General features: G+C 47.2%; 18 protein-coding genes. 12 read left to right on the top strand and 6 right to left on the bottom strand.

All coding sequences use genetic code 11. The annotated features are described in order from the left end of the window. Window positions 1-50: 50 nt before the first annotated feature. Window positions 51-611 carry a 2'-5' RNA ligase family protein gene (locus JJU34_RS14295; protein ID WP_228693065.1) on the top strand — a complete coding sequence of 187 codons (561 nt, stop codon included), beginning with the start codon at window positions 51-53 and terminating at the stop codon, window positions 609-611. A gap of 5 nt (window positions 612-616) precedes the next feature. Here the strand turns inward: JJU34_RS14295 and JJU34_RS14290 are convergent, their stop codons facing one another. Further along, window positions 617-1,105, bottom strand: a complete 489-nt coding sequence (locus JJU34_RS14290; protein WP_228693064.1) for a DUF6702 family protein — start codon at window positions 1,103-1,105, stop codon at window positions 617-619. A gap of 91 nt (window positions 1,106-1,196) precedes the next feature. Here JJU34_RS14290 and JJU34_RS14285 point away from each other — a divergent pair, with 91 nt between their 5' ends. Both JJU34_RS14285 and JJU34_RS14280 read left to right on the top strand, forming a co-directional pair. Next, window positions 1,197-1,781, top strand: coding sequence for a HupE/UreJ family protein (locus tag JJU34_RS14285; RefSeq protein ID WP_228693063.1), 585 nt, complete (start codon window positions 1,197-1,199; stop codon window positions 1,779-1,781). A gap of 204 nt (window positions 1,782-1,985) precedes the next feature. Further along, window positions 1,986-4,313 carry a M1 family metallopeptidase gene (locus JJU34_RS14280; protein WP_228693062.1) on the top strand — a complete coding sequence of 776 codons (2,328 nt, stop codon included), beginning with the start codon at window positions 1,986-1,988 and terminating at the stop codon, window positions 4,311-4,313. Window positions 4,314-4,836: 523 nt separating this feature from the next. On the opposite strand, the gene amt is transcribed toward JJU34_RS14280, so the two are convergent. Continuing rightward, window positions 4,837-6,069 (bottom strand): ammonium transporter, encoded by a 1,233-nt coding sequence (gene amt, locus JJU34_RS14275; protein ID WP_228693061.1) that lies wholly within the window; start codon window positions 6,067-6,069, stop codon window positions 4,837-4,839. Between the two features lie 60 nt (window positions 6,070-6,129). Beyond that, a complete protein-coding gene (locus JJU34_RS14270; protein WP_228693060.1) occupies window positions 6,130-6,468 on the bottom strand; it encodes a P-II family nitrogen regulator in 339 nt (112 codons plus the stop codon). 788 nt (window positions 6,469-7,256) lie between these two features. Between JJU34_RS14270 and JJU34_RS14265 the strand changes: the two genes are divergently transcribed. After that, a complete protein-coding gene (locus tag JJU34_RS14265) occupies window positions 7,257-8,156 on the top strand; it encodes a sugar phosphate nucleotidyltransferase (RefSeq protein WP_228693059.1) in 900 nt (299 codons plus the stop codon). 185 nt (window positions 8,157-8,341) lie between these two features. Further along, window positions 8,342-8,758 carry a DoxX family protein gene (locus JJU34_RS14260; protein WP_228693058.1) on the top strand — a complete coding sequence of 139 codons (417 nt, stop codon included), beginning with the start codon at window positions 8,342-8,344 and terminating at the stop codon, window positions 8,756-8,758. Window positions 8,759-8,781: 23 nt separating this feature from the next. Here JJU34_RS14260 and JJU34_RS14255 read toward each other — a convergent pair whose 3' ends face one another. Then, complete coding sequence (locus tag JJU34_RS14255) at window positions 8,782-9,879, bottom strand: DNA replication/repair protein RecF (protein ID WP_228693057.1); 1,098 nt, start codon at window positions 9,877-9,879, stop codon at window positions 8,782-8,784. Between the two features lie 102 nt (window positions 9,880-9,981). Between JJU34_RS14255 and pdhA the strand changes: the two genes are divergently transcribed. The 6 genes from pdhA (at window position 9,982) to JJU34_RS14225 (ending at window position 16,503) form a co-directional block, all read left to right on the top strand. Next, window positions 9,982-11,004, top strand: a complete 1,023-nt coding sequence (gene pdhA / locus JJU34_RS14250) for a pyruvate dehydrogenase (acetyl-transferring) E1 component subunit alpha (protein WP_228693056.1) — start codon at window positions 9,982-9,984, stop codon at window positions 11,002-11,004. Window positions 11,005-11,118: 114 nt separating this feature from the next. Beyond that, window positions 11,119-11,838: a tetratricopeptide repeat protein gene (locus tag JJU34_RS14245; protein ID WP_228693055.1), complete on the top strand. Its 720-nt coding sequence runs from the start codon at window positions 11,119-11,121 to the stop codon at window positions 11,836-11,838. Window positions 11,839-11,916: 78 nt separating this feature from the next. After that, window positions 11,917-12,393: a 6,7-dimethyl-8-ribityllumazine synthase gene (gene ribH, locus JJU34_RS14240; RefSeq protein ID WP_228693054.1), complete on the top strand. Its 477-nt coding sequence runs from the start codon at window positions 11,917-11,919 to the stop codon at window positions 12,391-12,393. Between the two features lie 232 nt (window positions 12,394-12,625). Then, the gene (locus JJU34_RS14235; RefSeq protein ID WP_228693053.1) at window positions 12,626-13,948 is read left to right on the top strand and encodes an aspartate kinase; all 1,323 of its coding nucleotides are present in this window, start codon (window positions 12,626-12,628) and stop codon (window positions 13,946-13,948) included. Window positions 13,949-14,226: 278 nt separating this feature from the next. Further along, window positions 14,227-14,565 carry a DUF6787 family protein gene (locus JJU34_RS14230; RefSeq protein WP_228693052.1) on the top strand — a complete coding sequence of 113 codons (339 nt, stop codon included), beginning with the start codon at window positions 14,227-14,229 and terminating at the stop codon, window positions 14,563-14,565. Between the two features lie 126 nt (window positions 14,566-14,691). Further along, on the top strand, window positions 14,692-16,503 hold the full coding sequence (locus tag JJU34_RS14225) for an ABC transporter transmembrane domain-containing protein (protein WP_228693051.1): 1,812 nt from the start codon (window positions 14,692-14,694) through the stop codon (window positions 16,501-16,503). Here the strand turns inward: JJU34_RS14225 and nadC are convergent. Next, a complete protein-coding gene (nadC, locus tag JJU34_RS14220; RefSeq protein ID WP_228693050.1) occupies window positions 16,481-17,341 on the bottom strand; it encodes a carboxylating nicotinate-nucleotide diphosphorylase in 861 nt (286 codons plus the stop codon). The two genes, JJU34_RS14225 and nadC, sit on opposite strands and share 23 nt — an antisense overlap. A 109-nt stretch (window positions 17,342-17,450) precedes the next feature. Then, window positions 17,451-17,858, bottom strand: a complete 408-nt coding sequence (locus JJU34_RS14215) for a DUF4783 domain-containing protein (RefSeq protein ID WP_228693049.1) — start codon at window positions 17,856-17,858, stop codon at window positions 17,451-17,453. Between the two features lie 238 nt (window positions 17,859-18,096). Here JJU34_RS14215 and gpmI point away from each other — a divergent pair, with 238 nt between their 5' ends. Then, entirely contained in the window at window positions 18,097-19,620 is a 1,524-nt protein-coding gene (gpmI, locus tag JJU34_RS14210) for a 2,3-bisphosphoglycerate-independent phosphoglycerate mutase (RefSeq protein WP_228693048.1), read from the top strand. Window positions 19,621-19,643 lie beyond the last annotated feature (23 nt).

The following is a 19,643-nucleotide window of genomic DNA, read 5'->3' as shown; positions in this document are numbered from 1 at the left end:
TTGGATAGGAAGGTATCAAGCACGTATTGGCGTAAATAGCATGCAGGTTGATGGCAAAGAAAATGGAGAAATATTTTTTGGCGCTGGTTCCCAGAGGTCGGGTTCAGGAGTTGGCTGAAGGCGTGAAGGCCGCACTCAAAGAACGTTTTGGGGTCAAGTATGCATTGAAATCTCCTGCTCACGTTACCGTTAAAATGCCTTTTTTGTGGAATGAAAACAAAGAGGAGGAACTCAAGAGGATCTTAGGCAGTTTTGCAGCCGATCATGCCCCCTTTGCATTGATTTTAAAAGGATTTGGGCACTTCAGGCAACGGATCATTTTTATCCATGTATGGCCGCAGCAGCGGCTGGATGAGCTTCAGGCTGCGTTGAGGGAGCTGTCGAAAGTGAAACTAAAACTGGATGTTGAGCTGAGCGATCAAAATTTCCGGCCACACATGACTGTTGCCTACAATGATTTGAAAAAGAAGGATTTTCAGGACTGTTTTGAGTACGTGAGGTCGTTGGGTTTTGATCAGCGCATGCAGGTAGAAGATCTGGCCCTGCTGAAAAAGCGTGAAGGAAGGTGGGAGGTATTGACCCGCTTTCCTCTTGGAAAAACGGAGGCTTAAGCGGGTCAAAAAGTTAACTCACCCTCAGGGACACTTCGGGAGGTGATGATGCTTTTGGGGCTTTTGTTCAAATAGAAGTTGACGATATTTTGCTGGGTCGGAAAGTCCTCAAAGAGCAATGTGTTTTGGATACGTACGGTCTTCGGGGTGGGTACTTTTTCTGCCTCAAAATAAAACCACGCCGCATCGTCGTCCAGTTCAAATCCTAGGTACGTGAGCTCGATTTTTGATCCATTGATAACTAGCAGGTTATGTGTAAGCAGGTAAGCTTCTGCTAGTTTGTTTAGGGCATTGATATCCTGGGGTTGGAGAAAGTTTACCTTTTCTTTGCTTTCACGGCTGAGTGCTACCTCCAGGTCATCCCAAAAAATCTTCTGTGCGATCTCAATGCGTCCTTTCTCGCTATTATACACCATGTCGGTCAGGCTGATGAAAAAGGGGTGGGGTGTCAGCAAGCCGGCAACGCAATACAGGGTAACCAAGAGATTGACCATGAATGATTCGGTAAATTTGTTTAATATCTGAAATTAACCTTATTATTGCGACAAATTTAACAAACGTATTCCATTTCATACCAGCACATCGATGAACCAATTTCAACTGTATTTTAAATTAGGAGTTGAACACATTTTGGATTTGGCAGGATTTGATCACATCCTTTTCGTCATTGTGCTGTGTGTGGTATACCTGCTAAGGGATTGGAAGCGTATACTGATCCTTGTAACGGCATTTACCATCGGGCATTCCTTGACCCTTGCATTGGCTACGCTTCAGGTAATTAAAGTAAATACTGATTTGGTGGAATTTTTGATTCCCGTAACCATTGCGATCACCTGTGTTACCAATATTTTCAAGCCAAAGCCTGCCGCCGGGCGCTCTGCCATTCAGCTGAATTATTTTTATGCGCTCTTTTTTGGGCTGATCCATGGGCTGGGCTTTTCCAACTACTTACGGTCTTTGCTCGGTCGGGAGGCATCCATCTTTCAGCCCCTGTTGGCATTTAACTTGGGATTGGAGGTAGGACAGTTGATCATTGTGGGGATATTCCTGTTGGTCGCTTCCCTAGCGGTGGGGATAATTGGGGTAAAGCGCAAGGAGTGGATACTGGTAGTTTCTTCTATTATTTTGGGCATGGCTGTTATGATGATGCTGGAGAACAAGTATTGGTAGTCGCTATCCGAAGGATCGATCCAATGAAAGATAGATTCTGCGCTAGGCCAATAAGCGATGGATTGGGTTTGATTTCCTGAACATTTTCCCGGTTGGTTGGTTTTGAGACCATAAAATGATTATTTTGCGGGGTGTTTTTGAGTAAATATGATCCATTTCCATGCTCAAGGCCTTTTATTTTAACCGAAAATTTCCGATTTACATATGAAGAGAATACTTACCGCTATTTTTGCCTTGCTGGGCTTCCTAACCGAACTTTCCGCTCAAATCGATGAACAGCGGCACGGAAACCGTTTTGAACAACTCGGAACCATACTCCGGTCACCCAACGTATATAGAAATGCGGCGGGAGCTCCAGGGCACCTGTACTGGCAACAGCAGGCAGACTATGAGATCGACGTCACCTTGGACGATGAAAACCAATCCATTGCCGGAAGCGGCAAGGTACGGTATATCAACAACTCGCCGGATGCCTTGGATTACCTATGGATTCAGTTGGATCAAAACCAACGGGCTGCAGATTCGGAAACCCCAAAGATGACCACCAACAGCATCAGCCCACGGATGAACCTAAGGCAATTGCAGGGAATTTTGTGGCACGATGAGGACCTTGGATTTAAAATTTTATCGGTCAAGAAGCCAGATGGATCGGACATCCCAGTGACAATCAACTATACCATGATGCGATTGGATCTGGAGACGCCGTTGATGCCGGGTCAGGAGTTTGAATTCATGATGGAGTGGTCCTATAACGTGCATGACCGCATGGGTTTCATTGGAGGAAGAGCGGGGTACGAATATTTTGAGAAAGATGGAAATTACCTCTACACCGTCGCAGAATGGTACCCTAGAATGGCGGTTTACTCCGACTTTGAAGGATGGCAGAATAAGCAGTTTGCAGGCACAGGAGAGTTTGCTCTGGTCTTTGGAGATTATAAGGTGAATATTACCGTCCCGGCCGACCACATGGTGGGCTCCACTGGCGTGCTTCAGAATCCGGAGGCTGTTTTGAGCAGCACGGAGTTGCAGCGTTGGAATCATGCCAAGACGACCTACGATAAGCCGGTAGTTATCCGTACTCAGTCGGAAGCAGAGCGGTTGGAGAAGGGCAGGTCCAAGGATACCAAAACATGGGTGTTTCACGCAGAAAATGTGCGGGACTTTGCGTGGACATCCTCCAGAAAGTTTATTTGGGATGCCATGGCGGTCAAATTGGGTGGCAAGGACGTGATGGCTATGTCCTATTACGGCAAGGAAGCGAATCCCCTCTGGGGCCAGTATTCCACCCGGGTGGTAGCGCATACGCTGGAATCTTACTCAAAATACACGTTTGATTATCCGTATCCTGTTGCCATCTCGGTAGAAGCTACCAACGGCATGGAATATCCCATGATCTGTTTTAACTATGGTAGACCCGATGACGATGGTACCTACTCGGATGCCATCAAATACGGTATGATTTCCGTGATCATCCACGAGGTGGGGCATAACTTCTTCCCAATGATCGTCAATTCAGACGAGCGGCAGTGGACATGGATGGACGAAGGACTGAATACCTTTTTGCAGTTTTTGGCCGAACAGGAGTGGGACAGGGAGTATCCTTCCCGTCGAGGTCCAGCGCACAAGATCGTACCCTACATGAAGATGGACAAAAACCTCTTGGAGCCGATCATGACCAACTCGGAGAATATTTATTCCTTAGGAGGAAATGCCTATGCCAAGGCGGCGACGGCTCTGAATATCTTACGGGAGACGGTAATGGGACGTGAATTGTTTGATTACGCCTTCAAGCAATATTCCCAACGATGGATGTTCAAGCACCCCACACCTGACGATTTCTTCCGGACCATGGAAGATGCCTCTGCCGTGGATTTGGATTGGTTCTGGAGAGGCTGGTTTTTTGGAACCGAAACTGTAGATATTTCCATTGAGGATGTAAAATGGTATACCGTTGATTCCGGTAAGCCCTCCGAGGCGAAGGCGAGGGAAAGAGAGGCCTATGAGTTGGAAGAAGCCCATATCACGAAGGAACGGAATCGTACCGACGTGCGCGAAACGATCGTGGAACGTGATCCGGCTGCGCGGGATTTCTATAACAGCTACGACCGGTTTCGTGTAGGCCCTGAGGACGAGAAGCAATACCAGGATTTCTTAAAGTCCCTAAATGCCAAGGAGCGGGAGTTGCTCAACTCAGGCCTGAATTTCTACGAAATCAAATTCAAAAATAACGGTGGGTTGGTGATGCCAATCATCCTCCAGTTTAATTACGCCGATGGAACCTCCGAAGTAGAACGGCTCCCTGCGCAGATTTGGCGTATGGATGAATACGAGATCACCAAGGTATTTGGCAAGCCGAAAGAGGTGGTGGAGATTATCCTGGATCCTTTCCGGGAGACGGCCGACGTGGAGGAGGAAAACAATTATTGGCCCCGAAAATTCGTACCATCCCGATTTGAATTGTTTAAGAGCAGCATGCCGCCACGTGGAACCTCCCGAGGCGCTAACCCGATGCGGGACGCGAAAAAGAAATAGCCCTTAACTGAAAAATCTGTTTTTAACTAGAGGTTGTCTCCATATGTGGGATGACCTCTTTTTTTGTGCCCCTTTGGCTTTGCGATCGGGATTAGCCCTTTGCATGTTTAGCTGGTCGGGATAGCGTGGTTTTGCAAAAGGATTGACCACGCTAGTGACAAAGTAACGTGTCTCTACCGGGATACTACCAGCAAGACGATCCTATCATGCATTTGGAGGATCAGAACCCCGGCAACTTACCTGTTTCTAGCAGCCTATGTATCATTTCGAGTCTGCTTTTACTCGATTTCGATATTATTTCAAATTAGTACTAAGTCCTGTAGAACCAGCTTTATTCGATGACTTATCGGTGATTCCAAGCGAATGCGCCTCTTGGCTCTAACTTGCACCATCGATAGAAGGGAAGCTTCCGACCGTACCGTCTCTAGAGACACAATCAGGTGATTTTGTTCAATGTGCAAAAAAAAGGCACCTAAAAGGCGCCTTTCTTTACACATCAATCTAAAACTCACACTTCTAATCATTACTCTTTTGTAGCAAAATCCGGGTATGCGTGCATGCCGTGTTCATTGATATCCAGTCCTTCAACTTCTTCGGTTTCATCTACGCGGATGCCGATAGTTTTCTTTAAGGTGAAGAAAATGATAAAGGCAAAAGCGGTACAGAATACACCGATTACTACAATGCCGATCAACTGGGAGATTATTTGTCCTACTCCGGCAAGGTCTCCAAAAATACCTACTGCTAAAGTGCCCCAAATGCCACAAACCAAGTGTACGGATATAGCACCCACTGGGTCATCGATTTTAATTTTGTCAAAAAGAACTACGCCAAATACGACCAATATACCGCCAACAAATCCGATCACTGCCGATTCCCACACCGCCATTTGGTCTGCACCTGCGGTAATACTCACCAGACCTGCAAGGATACCGTTTAGGACCATGGTGATGTCGTAGGCTTTAAACTTGGCATAGGAGGCAAACAAAGCACCAAAGGCGCCAGCCGAAGCAGCAATAGCAGTGGTAACAAATACCAAGGAAACATCACCTGGTGCTGCACTCAGCACGGATCCCCCATTGAATCCAAACCAGCCAAACCAAAGCAAGAACACGCCGAATGTGGCAAGTGGCAGGTTGTGACCTGGAATCGCATTCATTTTGCCGTCTTTGTACTTGCCAATACGCGGTCCTAGGAGGTAGGCACCGATGATGGCTCCCCACCCGCCCACGGAGTGAACGATGGTGGATCCAGCGAAATCATAAAATGGGGTAGAAAGGGTGTCCAAAAAGCCTCCGCCCCACTTCCACATACCCACAATGGGATAGCAAATACCTACGTAAAGTAGGGAAAAGAACAGGAAGGGACCCAGTTTGATACGCTCGGCGACGGCACCCGAAACGATGGTAGCGGCAGTCGCTGCGAACATAGCCTGAAAGATAAAGTCTGTGAAAAAGGTATACCCTTCGTCGTAAGCAGAGGTGTCCCAGCCATCCGGCAGGGCCAAACCTAGTCCGGCCAGCCCGAAGAAGCCTCCCTCGAAGGCATCACCGGGGTACATCAGGTTAAATCCGATAAATGCATATGTCAATATTCCCAATGCGGGAATGATGGTGTTTTTAAAGAGTATATTGACCGTATTCTTTGCCCTGGTCAGTCCGGCTTCCAATGCAGCAAATCCCAAGTGCATGATAAATACCAAAATGGTCGCAACCATCATCCACAGGTTGTTTATGGTAAATAGTTCTTGGCTCATAGTTCTTTAGTGATAGTTAAGGTGAAATGAATTCGTTGTGGGTGATTCGTGATAGGGTGATTACAGGGCTTCTTCCCCGGTGTCGGTATTTCGGATTCTGAAGGCTTGCTCTACATCGTAAATGAAAATCTTACCGTCTCCGACTTCTCCGGTTCTTCCTTCTCTTAGGATGCATTCCGTCACTGCTTCTGCGAGATCATCCGGTACGACGATCTCCAGCTTGGTGCGCGGAATAAAGGTAGGTTCGTAGGCTACGCCTCGGTATTGCTGGGTTTTTGCGTGCTGCAGTCCCATGCCTTTCACTTCAAAAAATGTCAGGAATTTAACCCCAAGACTGGAAAGACACTGGTGGATTTCGTCAAACTTGGATGTTCGGATAAGTGCTTCAATTTTTTTCATTTTGCTAACGGGATTTGGTTTTCGTTAATAAATCGGAGTATAACCTAGATCATTTTTGACAAAAGTAAAAAAAGAGGTTTAATAAACAATCAAAAAGACTTGAAAAAATAAGGTTTAGTTTAAAAAAGGTGTTTTTGAAAACCATATATGATCGTATTGATGTAAAATGCTTGTTTTTAGGGGGTATAAACGAACATAAATTAATTTCCCTGATATTTGGTCTACTTTCGGTTTAAATCTGCAAGATGAATCCATATTGGTATTTTTGGATACGTAGATAATGGCCCAAGTTATTTTTTATGGAGATAATGGTTTTCTTATTGACGTTTATTAAAAGAAAAGGTATATGCTGTTCAGCATCCTGATTTTTGACATTTTTTAGCTGTGGGAGTTTTAGAATAGCGTATCTTTGCCGCCTGTGCAACGGCCTTGGGAAACGACATATCGTGAGGTCAAGGTCTAATGGTAATTGTAGACACATGAAATCGAGCATGACGTAACCGTCACACACTGGGATGCCCCGATAGCTATCGGGGCAAACATGCGACCTGCCTGCCGGTAGGCAGGGATTCCATCTGACCTTTGAAAAACAAAAAATAAACAGATGAAATCGAGCATGACGCAGCCGTCACACACTGGGATGACTATCCGCCATGCGAGATTCCATGTGACCAATGAAAAATCAATTATAGACACATGAAATCGAGCACGACGCAAGCGACACACGTAGGAACGATTGTAATACGTGCGAGATTCCATCTGACCGTTAAAGAACAAATTATAAACAGATGAAACCAACCCTTTTGATTTTGGCTGCCGGGATGGGTAGCAGGTATGGAGGAGACAAGCAAGTAGACGGATTTGGTCCGCATAAGGAGACCATTCTGGAATACAGCATTTACGATGCGATTCAGGCCGGCTTTGGAAAGGTGGTCTTTATCGTGCGGCAGGAGATTTTAGAACTGGCTAAGTCCCTATTTTTTGAAAAGCTTAGCGATAAAGTGGATGTTGACTTTGTAGTGCAATCTCTTGGTAGCTTGGTGCCCGCCGAACACCGAAACCCGCAACGTGTGAAGCCCTATGGCACAGCCCATGCGTTACTATGTGCAAAGGACGCTATTCGGGAGCCTTTTGCGGTGATCAATGCGGATGATTTTTACGGACGGGAGGCGTTTCAGGCCTTGGGAGCTTTCCTTAGTGAAGAGGTGAGGCCTGATCTTCACTGCATGGTGGGCTATGCAATAAAAAATGTTCTTTCGGAATACGGGACAGTCAGTAGGGGTGTCTGTGATTACGGATCGGAAGGCAATTTAAAAGGCATGATCGAGCGGACCGCGATCAGTCGCCGCGAGGATGGGAGCATTGTTCACGAGGCCAATGGTGAACGGATAGTGATCGCAGAGGATACCCCTGTGTCCATGAATTGCTGGGGATTTCACCCATCCGTCTTTGAAGAAACCGCTCGTCTTTGGGAGGCGTTTTTGGAGTCGCAGGGACATGAACTTAAATCGGAATTTTACATACCCACCGTTGCGAACACGCTGATCCAAGAGGGTAAAGCTGCCGTGCGAATCCTGGAGGGTGGCAAAACTTGGTTTGGTGTAACCTATGCGGAGGATCGTCCCATCGTGATCGAGGCGCTCAAAACATTGCACGATGCTGGAATATACCCAGAAAAACTTTTCTGATTTAAATAGGAGTGAAACGGTATCCTCGGACAATAAAAAATAAACCGCCGATTTGTTTCAAGTTTCCAACATAATTGAATAATTTTAAGACACTTAGAACCGATTCGGCCTACCGTATAACGTTTGGCGAAAAGGTTTTTTGGTACATAGCGCACAATATCCAACCTCAAGAAACCCAATTAGACATGAAGCAACTGATTTTCTCCAACAAATCTTTTGGAACTGATATTGCCTTGTTGATTTTGCGGGTGGGGGCTTCTATGATGCTTCTCACCCATGGATGGGCAAAGATCACCAATTTTAGCGAAAGGCTGAACACCTTTGCCGATCCGATTGGGCTGGGCTCGGCGCTGTCCCTTCAGTTGGTGATATTTGCAGAGTTTTTTTGTGCCATCCTGTTGATCTTAGGTTTCATGTCCCGGGTGGTGTTGATTCCCTTGATTATCAACATGGCCGTTATTACGTTCGTCGTCCACGCTGGAGACCCCTTCAACAAGCAGGAGTTGCCCTTGTTGTTTTTAGTTTCCTTTGTAGTGTTGATGCTCACAGGACCGGGTAAATTGTCCATGGATGCCCAAATTCTTCGCAAAAGGCGGTATTAGTCCGAATCCCCGATTTCACCATTTTAGAAAGGTTTACCTTGGCTGATACCGATGAGTTTGGCAGACATGGACAGGGACTCAAAGATGCTCTTGGAGCGCTCAGGCCTTGCATCGGTGATAAAAAGCTGTCCAAAGCCTCTGTTTGCCACCAAGCGCATCAACTGCTCGATGCGTTGGTCATCGAGTTTGTCAAAGATATCGTCTAGTAGGAGGATGGGGACTTGGTTCTTATGCTGTTTCACCACCTCAAATTGAGCGAGCTTCAGTGCGAGGATGAACGACTTCTGTTGACCTTGTGAACCAAATTTTTTCAGTGGGTATCCATCGATTTCAAAGGCAAAGTCATCTTTGTGAATGCCCGATTGGGTTCGTTTGAGTAAAATGTCTTTGTCCAGTTGTTTTTTAAACGTTTCCTCAAAGTCGGAGTTGTTCAGGTCGCTTTGGTATTGGATGTCTACCGTTTCCTGACTGAGGGAGAGCTCTTGGTAGTGCCGGTGCAGCGCCGGAATGTATTCCTTCAAAAAGAAGGTTCGTCGCTGATGGATCGCGTGAGACAGCCGGATGATTTCCCTATCATAGGGTTCCATTAGCTGTGGGTCTTTTCGGCCACCCTCGTGAAAATACTTCAAGAGGGCATTCCGCTGTTTTAAGAAATGCTGGTATCGAATCAGGTCAGCAAGGTAGGCCTTGTCGATTTGGGACAACATGCTGTCAAAAAACTTCCGACGTTCTTCGCTGCCATCCCGGATCAGAGAGGTGTCATCGGGAGCAATAAGTACCACGGGAATCAGGCCAATGTGATCGCTCATCTTCTCGGTGGCTTTCCCGTCGACTAGCAGTTGTTTTTTTTTACCCCTTTCAAAGGAGCATATCACTTCCATCTTCCGCTCTTCGGTGACAAAGGATCCTTTGATCGAGAAAAAATCCGTACCATGGAGGATTTGGTTTAGGTCCACCGAGCTGAATGCACTGCGTGTCAGGCATAGGTAGTGGATGGCGTCTAACAGGTTGGTCTTTCCTGCACCGTTCAAACCCGTGACGCAGTTTATGTCCGGGGAAAACTCCAGTTTGGCTTCTTGGTAATTCTTAAATTGGTGGAGTCTAATATTTTTGAGGTACATGGTTAAGGAAACGGCGATTTTGACTATTTTCGCATTCTAGCCCAAAGTTTAGCGGTTTTGATTATCTTTGGGGTCAAAGTTAGCATATTTATACGTAACGATATGGCAAAAAAGAGTTCTGGTACGACTAAGGCAAAAGTAAACTATTCAAAAGAAACCTACGCCTACTGGTACGAAAGCATGCTGCTCATGCGGCGTTTTGAGGAAAAGGCGGGGCAGCTTTACGGGCAACAAAAGATCCGAGGATTCTGTCACCTGTATATCGGTCAGGAGGCCTGTGCTTCTGGTGCCATTACAGCATTGACTAAAGACGATAAGTGGATCACCGCTTACCGATGTCATGCCCATCCATTGGGTTTGGGTACGGATCCCGGTGCAGTGATGGCCGAGCTGTTCGGTAAGGAAACCGGAACTACCAAGGGCAAGGGAGGCTCCATGCACATTTTTGATAATACCCGTAATTTTGCCGGGGGGCATGGTATCGTGGGAGCACAGATCCCCATGGGTCTAGGCCTTGGCTTTGCCGAAAAATATAAGGGTACCAAGAACCTATCCATATGCTACATGGGCGATGGGGCAGTCAGGCAGGGCGCTTTTCATGAATCGTTGAACTTGGCCATGCTATATAAAGTGCCAGTAATTTTTGTCATTGAAAACAATGGCTATGCGATGGGTACCTCCGTGCAGCGTTCTTCCAATGTGAACGAGCTGTATACCTTGGGAGAAGCCTACGATATGCCGTCGTTCCCTGTAGATGCCATGAATGTAGAGGCGGTGCACGAGGCTGTAGCTGAAGCGGCTGAGAGAGCCCGTAAAGGAGAAGGGCCCACCCTGTTGGAATTTAGAACCTATCGATACAAGGGACACTCCATGTCGGATCCGCAAAAATACCGTACCAAGGAGGAGGTAGAAGAGTACAAGAAGCGAGACCCAATCGAGCAAGTAAAAGATACCATCCTGAGCAATCAGATTCTCACGGAAGACGAAATCAAGGAGATCGATGCCAAAGTGAAAAAGCAAGTGGCCGATGCGGTGAAATTCGCCGAAGAATCTCCTTGGCCGGATGGCGAGGACGCATTCAAGGATGTGTATGTAGAAGACGACTACCCGTTTATCCGGGAATAATGGATCACAAAGATGTAGTGAAGCCATCCACAGCTACAAAATGTGGATGGCTTTTTTCTTTATTATTTGTGATTCAAGGAAAAGCCATATATTTGCGATCTGAAAATTACCATCATGTCTAAAAGTAAAGTGAAGCGAACAAGTAAAAGCCAAGAGGTCTCTAACGAGCTGTTGGAAAATCCCGAGGCGATTGCCAATAGGTTAAACAGAGGGGAAGCCTTTTTAAAGGAAAATACCAAGCTGGTGGCGGGTGTTATCGGTGCGGGGATCTTGGTCATCGCTGGCATTCTGTTTTTCCAGATTCACAAAGCCAACCAAAATAAAAAGGCGCAGGCTGAGATGTTTCAGGCTGTCTATTACTTCGAGCAAGACAGCGTAGACCTAGCGCTCAATGGCGATGGGGTAAATGTCGGGTTTCTGACGATCATTGATAATTATGGTGGTACGGACGCAGCTAATTTGGCGCATTTTTATACGGGATCCATTTACCTTTCCCAAAACGATGCCGCTAGGGCCGTAGATCATTTGAAAAAGTTTTCTGCCAGTGATTTCTTTGTACAGGCGCAGGCCTACTCCTTGCTAGGGGATGCCTACATGGAATTGGGAGATTACAAAGAAGCGATCCGGCAGTACAACCGTGCGGTGGGTCATAAACCAAACAAGTTTTTTACCCCTAAGTACTTGAACAAGCTGGCAATTGCTTACGAAGAATCCGGCGATTTGAAAAAGGCAATCGAAACCTACGGCCGCATTGAGAGCGAGTACTTCGATTCATACGAATTTACCGCAGCCCGAAAACACAAAGCCCGATTAGAGGGTCTATCTTCCAACTAACCTGTATAAACAGTTAAGACATGAAGAAGAGTAAGACCATGGGTTTTACTCTTTTTTTTGTCAATGATGTAATATGTTATGGCAACTTCTCTAAAGAATTTAAGTCAACACAGTGACGCAAATGTCAAGGATATCAGCAATAAGAGGTTTGGTATAGTGGTCTCCGAGTGGAACGAGGAAGTAACCGAGTCGCTGTACTCCGGAGCACTGGAAACACTCCTGGCCAATGGGGCCAAGCGGGAGCATATTATCCGGAAAAATGTGCCGGGGTCCTTCGAACTTTCTTTGGGGGGGCAATGGCTGGCTCAACAGGAAGATATTGATGCCGTAATTTGCCTAGGCTGTGTCATTCAAGGAGAAACCCGACATTTTGATTTTATCTGCGATGCGGTCGCAAACGGAATCACCCAAGTGGGATTGAAGTACAACAAGCCGGTTATTTTTGGCGTACTAACGCCCGATACACAGCAACAGGCCTTTGACCGTGCGGGAGGCAAACATGGGAACAAAGGAGATGAAGCCGCTATCACGGCCATCAAGATGCTTGGTTTCTAGGATCGGATTCCCAGAACTAATTGAACGGTTGAGAGTTTAGCAAATATTCTTCATAATCTCGCGTTGTGCGACCTGATTTGAACGCAAGTTGATCCAACAAGTACAACGCGGGAAGTTCGCAGAAAAAGAAATATAAACAGATGAAATCGAGCATGACGTAGCCGTCACACAGTGGGATGACTATCCGCCATGCGAGATTCCATGTGACCATTGAAAAATCAATTATAGACACATGAAAATCATGAAGTTTGGCGGGACCTCGGTAGGGAAGCCCGAAAGAATGTATCAAGTAAAGGACTTGGTGACCACCGGTGACGAACCGACGATTGTTGTTTTGTCCGCACTATCAGGGACTACCAATGCCTTGGTAGGTATAGGAGATGCCTTGTCGGCAGGAGATAAAATCCTCGCAAAGCAACGGATCGACGAGCTGAACGCGCATTACAAGCAGTTCTGTTCTGAGTTGTTTCGAAGTGAGGTGTCCAGGCAAGAAGGTGAAAAGATCATTCAGGAGCATTTTGAGTTTTTAGCTATCCTGCTGAAAATATCCTTCAACGATGCCATCAGTAAGGACATACTGGCTCAGGGTGAGCTCCTGTCCACCAAATTGTTTTATACCCTCCTGCAAGAGCTGCAAATCGATGCAGTGTTCCTGCCTGCCCTGGATTTCATGAGTATTGATGAGCACAGCGAACCAGAGCTTACCAAGATCAGGGAAAAGCTAAACGCGCTGTTGGCCAAATATCCCCAAAAGAAACTCTTTGTGACTCAAGGGTACATCTGTAAGAATCACCGAAACGAGGTGGACAACCTGAAGCGGGGGGGAAGTGATTACACGGCTTCTCTGATCGGAGCAGCGATTTCTGCCTCTGTGGTGGAGATATGGACCGACATCGATGGCATGCATAACAACGATCCGCGCATCGTGGACAAGACCCGTCCCATTGCCAATTTATCCTTTGATGAAGCCGCTGAGTTAGCCTATTTTGGGGCCAAAATCCTGCATCCGGCTTCCATTTGGCCGGCGCAGCAGTTCAATATTCCTGTAAAGCTGTTGAACACCATGCAGCCGGAGGCGCTTGGTACCACGATTACTGCCAACGTACAGGAGCGGGGCGGGGTAAAGGCCCTGGCAGCCAAGGATGGCATCACCGCGATCAAGATTAAATCAAGCCGGATGTTGTTGGCCTATGGCTTTTTGCGCAAGGTGTTTGATGTCTTTGAAAAATACCGTACTTCGATCGATATGATTACCACCTCGGAGGTGGCCATTTCACTGACCATCGATGATATTTCTCATCTAGAGGAGATTAAGTTGGAGTTGGATAAATTCGGAACAGTGGAGATTGATCACAACATGGCGATTATCTGTATTGTGGGTAATCTAATTATGGAGCAGCAGGGCGTTTTGCAGGATATCATGGGTAGTCTTTCCGAGATACCGCTTCGCATGGTGTCCTATGGAGGCAGCAAGCACAACGTGTCGGTGCTTGTAGACGCGGCTTATAAGAATCAGGCGCTGCAAAGTCTTAATCAGGGGCTGTTTGATTTCTAAAGGTAGGATTTCGTTGATTTAAGAGGGTGTGGTTTGTAGCTGCACCCTTTTTTGTTTTCATCGGGGCTGTAAAGGTACGAGTAATATCTCTAGCAACGGACGCTATCAATTGTGCTCTGCAATCTTCCTTTGCGTCCGTTGGGTCTTTCTGGCGCCCGTGGCGTGCACTATTTCTCGAAACCCTTGCAACCTTAGCACGGTACCCAGAGTAGGGCATTAGAGCAAATTGGAGTAATTTTGTTACTTTTGCCTCTAAATCACCTAAACCGATCGCATGGATGAGTAGTACTCCCGAAGATATCTCCCAAAAAACCTGGCTCCGCAAACTTCAAGATAAATGGAAGCTGGAAAGCCTCTGGCAGGTGATGTTGGTTTTGGTGGTCTTTGCCTGCACGGGGATGACGGTGCTTTGGATCAAACAGCCCATATTCGACTTGCTGGGTATCGATAGGTCGGAGGGAGGATTCGCGAAAACCATCCTATACTTGCTGTTGGTGCTTCCCTTATATCAGCTCATCTTGCTAGTTTATGGCTTTCTTTTTGGCCAGTTCAGGTTTTTCTGGGAAAAGGAAAAGCAGTTTTTACGCCGGATTGTATCGCTCTTTAGCAGGAAGTAATTTCCGTATAGATTTTTTCCATATACACGCAGAATCCAGCGTCTACTACCGGAAGCTCCATAGAGATGGGGCATTTTTGGTTAAAATGTGTACCTTTGCCCGCGAGAAAAAAGAGCACCTACTTCCATGGCTAAAACAAGAGGCCTTCCACTTGATGCGAGTGAAAAACGAAAACTAAATAAACAGAATTTTCAAAAGCTGGCCGGTATCTTTAGGTTTGCGCTTCCCTATAAAGTGCCTTTTTTTATCGGCATGGGGTTTCTGTTTTTTTCCAGTCTCCTACTACTTACGTTTCCCTATGTAGCGGGGAAGTTGATAGACGCCGCCTCGGGAGAGGCCTGGATCGTGGAAGGTATCAATTCGATTGCACTGATCTTGCTGGGGATTCTCTTTGTTCAGAGCTTGTTTTCCTTTTTTCGGGTTTGGCTGTTTGCTCAGGTAAGTGAGCGATCCATGCGGGATATACGCATGGCGCTGTACGACCGCATGGTGCATCTACCGATGTCATTTTTTGACAAGCGTAGGACCGGGGAGCTGATCAGCCGGATCACTTCCGATGTAGCCTTGCTGCAGGATACCTTTTCCATCACGCTTGCGGAGTTATTGAGACAGTTGATCACCCTGTTGGCGGGCATTGTTTTTTTGTTTTATACTACGCCCCGGTTGACCTTGTTCATGTTGGCCACCATACCCGTATTGGTGATTATCGCCATGGTCTTCGGCCGATTTATCCGCAAGTTGTCGAAAGAGACCCAGGATGAACTGGCCGCCGCCAACGTGGTAGTGGAGGAGACCCTGCATTCGATTGCTACGGTGAAGTCCTTTACGGGAGAGGAATTTGAGTCAAGACGTTACGGCAAGGGGTTAAACAACGTGGTAAAGGTAGCCTTAAAAGCAGCTGGGTACCGTGGTGCGTTTATTTCGTTTATTATTTTCGCCTTGTTTGGGGGCATTGTAGCGGTCATCTGGTACGGCGCCAACCTGGTCAGTGAGGGAAGCATGAGTGTGGGAGATCTGGTAAGTTTTGTGTTATACACCACGTTTATCGGAGGTTCCATTGCCGGATTGGGGGACATCTACGGACAGGTACAAAAAGCCATAGGCTCTTCGGAGCGGGTAATGGAGATCCTGGATGAGTTGCCAGAAACGTCCGCGCCTTTGGCGAACCCATCGACGGTTAAAGGGTCCATCGTTTTTTCAGACGTGCATTTTCAGTACCCCACTAGGCCGGATGTGTGGGTGTTAAAGGGTGTGGATATTTCCATACGCCCAGGAGAAAAGGTAGCCCTGGCAGGATACAGCGGGGCAGGTAAGTCTACGATTGTGCAGCTTTTGATGAAGTTTTACGAATGGCAAAAGGGAACCATCTCCGTAGACGGCAAGCTGCTGAATGAATGGGACCTCAAAGAGTTGCGTTCGCATATTGGTATTGTACCCCAGGAGGTATTGTTATTTGGCGGAAGTATCCGTGAAAATATTGCCTATGCCAAACCCAATGCCAGCGAGCAAGAAATCGTGGATGCGGCACGTAAAGCCAATGCCTGGCAGTTTATCGAGAAATTCCCGGAAGGTCTGGATACCTTGGTGGGCGAACGGGGAGTGAAGCTTTCCGGAGGGCAGCGGCAGCGAATCGCCATTGCCAGAGCCATTCTCAAAGATCCGGCGATTTTGGTGCTGGATGAGGCCACCTCTTCGTTGGATGCTGAGTCGGAGGCCTTGGTTCAAGAGGCTTTGGATAAACTGATGAAAAACCGGACCACCATTGTGATCGCTCATCGGCTGGCGACTATCCGCAAGGTGGACAGAATTTACATGCTAAAAGAGGGGCAGATCGTAGAGGAAGGTGACCACGAGACACTCTCGCAGGTGGAGGGGGGCTACTATGCCAAACTAGTCAAGCTGCAATTTACGGAAGCTACACTACCGCCTTTAGACTGATATCCATGCTTTTTACCTGATGGGTCAGTGCTCCCACGGAAATGTAGTCCACGCCGCATTCAGCTACCGCCACGAGGGTGTCTTCTGTAATGCCACCCGAGGCTTCGGTGGGGTATCTTCCTCCTATCAGTGCAACGGCTTCTTTCATTTGTACATAGGACATGTTGTCCAGCATGATAAAGTCTATACCGCCTACTTCCAACACTTCTGCTACCTCATCGAGGGTACGGGTTTCTACCTCTATCTTTAAAGGAAGCCCTTTTCTTTTCAGGTACTCCTGAGCAGCAGATACGGCCTGCCGGATGCCTCCGGCAAAGTCGATGTGATTGTCCTTCAGCATAATCATGTCGTAGAGTGCAAACCGGTGATTTTTGCCACCACCTATGCTTACGGCCCACTTTTCCATCATGCGGAAGTTTGGCGTGGTTTTACGTGTATCGAGCAGCTTAGCTTTCGTGTGGCTTATCTTTTGGGTGAGCTGATGGGTGTACGTGGCAATGCCGCTCATACGCTGCATACAGTTGAGCACCAGTCGCTCGGTGGTAAGGATAGCCGATACTTTTCCTTCCACAAAAAGTCCCACATCACCCGGTTCCACGGGGCTGCCATCCGGGATTTGGATGCTTACCTTCAGGTCGGGATCGTAGTGTTGAAAGATTTCTTTGGCCAGTTCCACTCCAGCGAGGATCCCAGGTTCTTTGATCAGGAGTTTTGCCTTACCCATGGCCGTAGCTGGGATTACCGCGAGGGTGGAGTGATCGCCGTCTCCGACGTCCTCTTTAATCGCTGAGGTGATAAAATCAGTCAACCTGGATTTTGTAATGTATGCTTGCTTCACAGGGTAAAAATAGGCAATTATTCCCTCATTAGCATGGAAAGAGCGTTCGCATTGTTCCGGGTATTGATGCCATGCAGGCTTTTCCCGAACTCCTCCCAGTGTTTTTTCTTTACTCTTTGGTGATTTCCAGGCTGTAGATTCTCAGTTGGCTGGCGGAATTGGGCTTGCTCTTGATCAGGGTTTTAAAAGTCCCTGCCGTGCTTAGGTAATTGCCGATCAGGTAGCTGATGGTTTCAGTAGATTCACTTTGGTGGATGATTTCAAAGTTTTGTGGAGGATGTTTCTTAAAAAAATCCCTCAGTATGATTTCCGCTTGATTTTTCGAAAAGTTGCCCCGGTTGTCACCCAGCTTGATCTCGACGGTTGCATCCAGAATTTTCGCAATTTCTTTACTAGAACCCTGCTTGAGCGCCTGTTCGATACGTTCAGCCAAGGGATTATGGATGTCTGGGGTAATCGTCTGTGCGGGCGAAAACAAGGTGAAGCAGCTGATAAATACGGCAATAAACAATCTCATGGCTTGGAGTTTGCAAATTCCAGGCCAAAATTACCCAGGGGTTGGGTAATTTATTGTCATTTACACCACTGGGTGTGCGTGATGCGTTTGGCTGCTAGAATCCATGATAAATTGCCGTGCTTTGATGAATATCGTTTATATTTGTCAGCTTAAATGCGCAGGTCTTTCGTGAATGCCATTAGGTACCAACCGCGTCTGATCCCTGCAATCTATCGGGATAAATCGAATACCAGCATACATGGACAAGAAAGTTTTATTGATGATTTTAGATGGCTGGGGATTAGCCACTAATCCGGATGTTTCAGCGATTGACAAGGCACAAACACCTTTTATTGACAGCTTGTATGACAAATATCCCCACGCCAAGCTGGATGCTTCGGGTTTGGCAGTTGGTCTTCCAGAAGGTCAAATGGGAAATTCCGAGGTTGGTCATATGAATATCGGTGCCGGCCGGGTGGTATACCAGGATTTGGTGAAGATCAACAAGGCGGTGGAAGCGGGTGAATTGAATGACCACCCGGTGTTGGCAGAGGCCTTCGCAGCGGCGGTCAAGGCCGGCAAGAAGGTACATCTGATCGGATTGGTTTCTGACGGAGGAGTTCATGCGCATATTTACCACCTCAAAGGTCTCTGCGACGCTGCCAAGGCCAATGGGGTACATGACCTGTATATCCACGCCTTTACCGATGGCAGGGATACCGACCCAAAAGGCGGACTTAACTACCTGAGTGATCTGAAGGAACACTGCGAATCATCCGTAGGGAAGATTGCGTCTGTGATCGGCAGGTACTACGCCATGGATCGGGACAATCGCTGGGAACGGGTGAGCTTGGCATACAAAGCAATGGTAGAGGGTGAAGGAGAGAAGTCTAAAGATATCCTTTCTGCCGTGCGTAAATCCTATGCGAACGGCGTGACCGACGAGTTTATCAGACCCATCATTCAGGTTAACGAGTCAGGAAAGCCCATCGGAAACATTGAAGAAGGTGATACGGTAATCTGTTTCAACTTTAGGACCGATAGGGGCCGAGAGATTACGGAGGTACTTACGCAAAAGGACTTTCCGGATTTTAATATGAAAAAGCTCAAGCTAAATTATGTCACCTTCACGATGTACGATGAGACGTTCGAGGGCGTGTCTGTGGTGTTTGAGAAGGACAATCTCTCCAATACACTGGGAGAGATTTTAGCCAAGAATCACAAGAAACAGATCCGCATTGCGGAAACCGAAAAATATCCCCACGTGACGTTCTTCTTTTCGGGTGGACGGGAGAAGGTGTTCGAGGGCGAGTCCCGCATCTTGTGCAATTCCCCAAAGGTGGCCACCTACGATTTGCAGCCAGAAATGAGTGCTCAGGAGATCGCGAAAAAAGTCAATCAGGAATTGCCTAAAAAGGAGGCAGATTTCATCTGCCTGAACTTCGCCAATGCCGACATGGTCGGGCATACCGGTGTGTTTGATGCAGCGGTGAAAGCCTGCGAAGCGGTAGATAAATGTGCCGAATCGGTGGTCAGGACCGCATTGGAAAACGACTATACCGTGATAGTGATCGCCGACCACGGCAACAGCGATTGTATGCTCAACGAAGATGGCACACCAAACACAGCACACACAACCAATCTGGTGCCTTGCATCATGGTTGATAAAGCGGACAAATTGGCCATTCACGACGGAAAGCTAGGGGATTTGGCCCCCACTATTCTGAAGCTCATGAATGTGGAGATACCAGCAGAGATGACCGGAGAGATCTTACTAAGTTAAATGAGGTATCTGGGAATAATTAA

The organism is Lunatimonas sp. (genome assembly GCF_020832325.1).
Lineage (GTDB): Bacteria > Bacteroidota > Bacteroidia > Cytophagales > Cyclobacteriaceae > Lunatimonas.
Note: the sequence above shows the minus strand (reverse complement) of the source record. Positions and strands in the feature narration are given on the sequence as shown.

Excerpts from the sequence above, each read along its gene's own strand:
- JJU34_RS14295 (WP_228693065.1), top strand. The coding sequence starts at position 51 with ATGGCAAAGAAAATGGAGAAATATTTTTTGGCGCTGGTTCCCAGAGGT.
- JJU34_RS14290 (WP_228693064.1), bottom strand. The coding sequence starts at position 1,105 with ATGGTCAATCTCTTGGTTACCCTGTATTGCGTTGCCGGCTTGCTGACA.
- JJU34_RS14285 (WP_228693063.1), top strand. The coding sequence starts at position 1,197 with ATGAACCAATTTCAACTGTATTTTAAATTAGGAGTTGAACACATTTTG.
- JJU34_RS14280 (WP_228693062.1), top strand. The coding sequence starts at position 1,986 with ATGAAGAGAATACTTACCGCTATTTTTGCCTTGCTGGGCTTCCTAACC.
- amt (WP_228693061.1), bottom strand. The coding sequence starts at position 6,069 with ATGAGCCAAGAACTATTTACCATAAACAACCTGTGGATGATGGTTGCG.
- JJU34_RS14270 (WP_228693060.1), bottom strand. The coding sequence starts at position 6,468 with ATGAAAAAAATTGAAGCACTTATCCGAACATCCAAGTTTGACGAAATC.
- JJU34_RS14265 (WP_228693059.1), top strand. The coding sequence starts at position 7,257 with ATGAAACCAACCCTTTTGATTTTGGCTGCCGGGATGGGTAGCAGGTAT.
- JJU34_RS14260 (WP_228693058.1), top strand. The coding sequence starts at position 8,342 with ATGAAGCAACTGATTTTCTCCAACAAATCTTTTGGAACTGATATTGCC.
- JJU34_RS14255 (WP_228693057.1), bottom strand. The coding sequence starts at position 9,879 with ATGTACCTCAAAAATATTAGACTCCACCAATTTAAGAATTACCAAGAA.
- pdhA (WP_228693056.1), top strand. The coding sequence starts at position 9,982 with ATGGCAAAAAAGAGTTCTGGTACGACTAAGGCAAAAGTAAACTATTCA.
- JJU34_RS14245 (WP_228693055.1), top strand. The coding sequence starts at position 11,119 with ATGTCTAAAAGTAAAGTGAAGCGAACAAGTAAAAGCCAAGAGGTCTCT.
- ribH (WP_228693054.1), top strand. The coding sequence starts at position 11,917 with ATGGCAACTTCTCTAAAGAATTTAAGTCAACACAGTGACGCAAATGTC.
- JJU34_RS14235 (WP_228693053.1), top strand. The coding sequence starts at position 12,626 with ATGAAAATCATGAAGTTTGGCGGGACCTCGGTAGGGAAGCCCGAAAGA.
- JJU34_RS14230 (WP_228693052.1), top strand. The coding sequence starts at position 14,227 with ATGAGTAGTACTCCCGAAGATATCTCCCAAAAAACCTGGCTCCGCAAA.
- JJU34_RS14225 (WP_228693051.1), top strand. The coding sequence starts at position 14,692 with ATGGCTAAAACAAGAGGCCTTCCACTTGATGCGAGTGAAAAACGAAAA.
- JJU34_RS14215 (WP_228693049.1), bottom strand. The coding sequence starts at position 17,858 with ATGAGATTGTTTATTGCCGTATTTATCAGCTGCTTCACCTTGTTTTCG.
- gpmI (WP_228693048.1), top strand. The coding sequence starts at position 18,097 with ATGGACAAGAAAGTTTTATTGATGATTTTAGATGGCTGGGGATTAGCC.